Source organism: Streptomyces sp. NPDC059853 (assembly GCF_042731495.1).
GTDB lineage: Bacteria > Actinomycetota > Actinomycetes > Streptomycetales > Streptomycetaceae > Streptomyces.
In genome coordinates this window covers 1-3,659 of record NZ_JBHWJL010000407.1, presented here as the reverse complement: position 1 = coordinate 3,659, position 3,659 = coordinate 1, and the positions used below count along the sequence as shown (strand labels likewise).

Annotated in this window: 3 protein-coding genes; all 3 read right to left on the bottom strand. The window is 71.3% G+C overall.

Annotation, left to right across the window (positions count from 1 at the left end; genetic code table 11):
• Positions 1 to 71: 71 nt before the first annotated feature.
• Entirely contained in the window at positions 72 to 1,895 is a 1,824-nt protein-coding gene (locus tag ACFV5N_RS25810; protein WP_385604351.1) for a glycoside hydrolase family 2 protein, read from the bottom strand.
• A 42-nt stretch (positions 1,896 to 1,937) separates the two neighbouring features.
• On the bottom strand, positions 1,938 to 2,855 hold the full coding sequence (locus tag ACFV5N_RS25805) for a carbohydrate ABC transporter permease (RefSeq protein WP_385604348.1): 918 nt from the start codon (positions 2,853 to 2,855) through the stop codon (positions 1,938 to 1,940).
• Between the two features lie 2 nt (positions 2,856 to 2,857).
• Positions 2,858 to 3,659 (bottom strand): carbohydrate ABC transporter permease (locus ACFV5N_RS25800; protein ID WP_385604345.1); only part of this gene is annotated, 802 nt, incomplete at its 5' end.

Genomic DNA, 3,659 nt, shown 5'->3' with positions numbered 1-3,659 from the left:
CTTCCGGCGCGGCGGCCGGTGGGGGAGCCGCCCCGGAGCGTCCCTCCGGGGCGGGCGACGGGCCCGGGCCGTCACTCCCCGCGCCGCTCGATGGCCGCCGGGCGCTGCTGGGCCGCCCGGATCCGGGAGACGTCCAGCTTGTCGGTGCGGTCGAAGCGGTAGATGCCGTTCTGTTCCTGGAACACGTCGGTCAGCTGCGTGTAGCAGTAGCCGAACATGTCCGGATCCTCCAGCAGCACCCCCGTCAACCCGGCGAACCGCTGGTGGAACTCCTCCTCGTCGCGCGGCCGTTCGCCGTACCCCCAGGACTCCTCCCGGTCGTCGCCCCGCGCCCGCGCGGCGGTCTCCGGGTGCCACCAGATGCCGCCGAACTCGCTGACGAAATAGGGCTGACCGCGGTACGGCAGCGACCACGGACGGCCGTCGGGCGCGGCGTTGACGTAGGGCCGGTCCCGGTCGAGTCCGGCGACCTGCGCGCCGAAGGCGACCGGATCCTGCTCGTAGCTGTGGGAGTCGTAGATGTCGGTCTCGGCGACCCGGTGCGCGTAGCCGGAGGCGTCGATGACCGGGCGGGTGGTGTCCAGCGCCTTGGTGGCCAGGAACATGGCCCGGGTCACCGCGTCCAGCGCTGTCGTGCGGTCGTGCAGCCGCTGGTACGTCTCGTTCAGCGGGCACCAGCCGATGATCGAGGGGTGGGAGTAGTCGCGCTCCACCGCCTCCAGCCACTGCCCGGTGTACGAGGCGTCCGGCTGCTGGTTGTCACCCGAACTGCCGCCCACCTCGCAGCCCCAGTCGCCGAACTCGCCCCACACCAGATACCCGAGCCGGTCGGCGTGGTACAGGAACCGCTCCTCGAACACCTTCTGGTGCAGCCGGGCGCCGTTGAACCCGGCCGCCTGGGCGAGTTCGATGTCCCGCACCAGTGCGGCGTCGGTGGGCGCTGTCATCAGCCCGTCCGGGTACCAGCCCTGGTCCAGCACCAGCCGCTGGAAGACCGGTTTCCCGTTGAGGAGGACGGCCTTGCCCCGGATCGCCACCGAGCGCAGCCCCGCATAGCTGCCGACCGCGTCGACCACCCGGCCGTCGCCGTCCAGCAGTTCCAGCCGCAGGTCGTACAGGTGGGGGTCCTCCGGGCTCCACACCCGGCGGCGGTCCCGCGGCACGGGCAGATACAGCCGGGGCGCCAGGTCCAGATCGGCGCGGGCCTCGGCGGTGGCGACCTCGCCGTCCGCGTCGCTCAGCCGGGCCCGTACGCGGTGCCCCGGCGCGTTGCCGGACAGCGGCAGCTCCAGGTGGAAGGCGGAGCCGGCCAGGTCCGGGGTGATCCGGGGGCGGTGCAGCCGGGTGTGCGGTACCGGCTCGGCCCACACGGTCTGCCAGATGCCCGTGACCCGGGTGTAGTGGCAGTCGTGATTGGCGTAGCGCAGCGCCTGCTTGCCCCGGGCCTGGGGCCCGGACTTGGGGTCGCGGGCGCGGACCGTGACGGTGATCTCCTCGCCCGGACCGGCCACCTGGTGCAGGTCGGCGGTGAAGGGGGTGAACCCGCCCCGGTGCCGGGCCACCTCGGTGCCGTTCACCCACACGGTGGCGTCGTAGTCGACGGCACCGAAGTGCAGCAGGACCCGCCGGCCGGCCCACGCGGCGGGCAGGGTGAGGGTGCGCCGGTACCAGACGGCCTCCAGGAAGTCGGTCTCCCCGATGCCGGACAGGACGGACTCCGGCGGGAACGGCACGGTGATCTCCCGGTCCAGGCCGCCGGTCAGCAGACCGCGTTCCAGGCCGCTGTCACCGGGGTCGAACGCGAACTGCCAGGTGCCGTTGAGGTTCAGCCAGTCCTCGCGGACGAACTGCGGGCGCGGGTACTCGGGACGGGGCACGGCGGTGGGGGCGGACACGGCAACTCCTGTAGGGAACGGGGCGGGCGGCGGTACGGGCGCTCAGGTGCCGCCGAGACCGGTGGTGGCCACCGACTTCACGATGCGGCGCTGGAAGAACAGGAAGACGAGGATCAGCGGAGCCGCCGCCAGCAGCGCGGACGCCATCGACTGGGCGTACTGGATGCCGTACGCCTCGCGCACCGTCGCCAGTCCCACCGGAAGGGTCATCAGTGACGAGTCGTTGATGATGATGAACGGCCACAGGAAGTTGTTCCAGGCGCCGATGAACACGAACACGGACACGGCCGCGACGATGGGGCGCGACAGCGGCAGTACCACCGAGCGGAAGACCCGCAGCTCCGAGGCGCCGTCGATCCGGGCGGCCTCCTCCAGCTCGCGGGGCACGGCGTCGAAGAACCGTTTGAGGATGAAGACCATCATCGGCGCCACCACCTGGGGCAGGATGACCGCCCAGTAGGTGTCGACCAGGTTGAACGCGCGCATCTGCTGGAAGAGCGGAACGATGAGCAGTTGCGGCGGCACCATGATGGAGGCGACCGTGACGGCCAGCAGCACCCGCCGGCCCCGGAAGGTGCCCCGGGAGAACGCGTAGGCGGCCAGGGTGGAGATCACCACGGTGATGACGGTGACGAGGGTGGCGATCAGCAGACTGTTGACGGCCCACACCGGGAGGTTGCCGCGTTCGATGATGTGGCGGTAGGACTCCAGGGTCAGCGCCCCCTTGAGGGGGTTGAGACCGGGGACGGCGACGTCCCGCTCGCTCTGGAACGAGGTCACCAGCGCCAGCGCGAAGGGCGTCAGCCACAGCAGGGCGAACCCGGCGAGCGCCGTGCCGGCCAGCACCCGGGGCAGCCGGCCGTGGCCCAGGAGCAGCGGGGAGCCGGCGGCCTCGGCCGCCCGGCGGCGCGCGGGGCGCGGCGGTCGCGGCCGGGTGCGGAGGGCGGGGGTGGCGGACACGGTCAGCCCTCCTGACGCGGGAAGAACCGCAGCTGGGCGATGGAGACGACGATGATCAGCGCGAAGAACAGATAGGAGATGGCGGAGGCGTAACCCAGCCGGTAGCCGGTGAACCCGACGTCGTAGATGTACTCCAGGATGGGCCGGGTGCTGTCGTTCGGCCCGCCCTTGGTGAGGATGTAGATCTGGTCGAACACCTTGAGCGAGGCGAGCACCTGGAGCATGCCGACCAGGACCGTGGTGCGCCGCAGCTGCGGCAGGGTGATGGACCACAGCCGCCGCCAGGCGCCGGCGCCGTCCAGGGCCGCCGCCTCGAAGAGGGTGTCGGGCAGCGACTGGAGCGCCGCGAGATAGAGCAGGAAGTTGAAGCCGACGGTCCACCAGACGGTGAGCAGCGCGATCGCCCACATGGCGACCGCCTCGTCGGAGAGCCAGCCCACCGGGCCGAAGCCCAGGGTGTCCAGAAACTGGTTGGCCAGGCCCAGATCGGGCTGGTACAGCCACTGCCAGATCAGCGTCACCACGGCGACCGGCAGCAGGTACGGGGCGAAGAACGACAGCCGCCACAGCCACTGCCCGGCCAGGCCGGTGTGCACCAGCAGGGCCATGGCGAGGGCGATCAGCACCAGCGGCACGGTGGTGATCAGCGTGAAGAACAGCGTGTTGCCCAGGGCGTTCCACACCGCCGCGTCGCCGAAGGCCTCCGCGTAGTTGGCGAAGCCGACGAACGAGGTCCCGGCGAGGGTGAGCGACTCGTCGGTGAAGCTCATCGCGATGCCGTGGACGACGGGCCACAGCATGAAC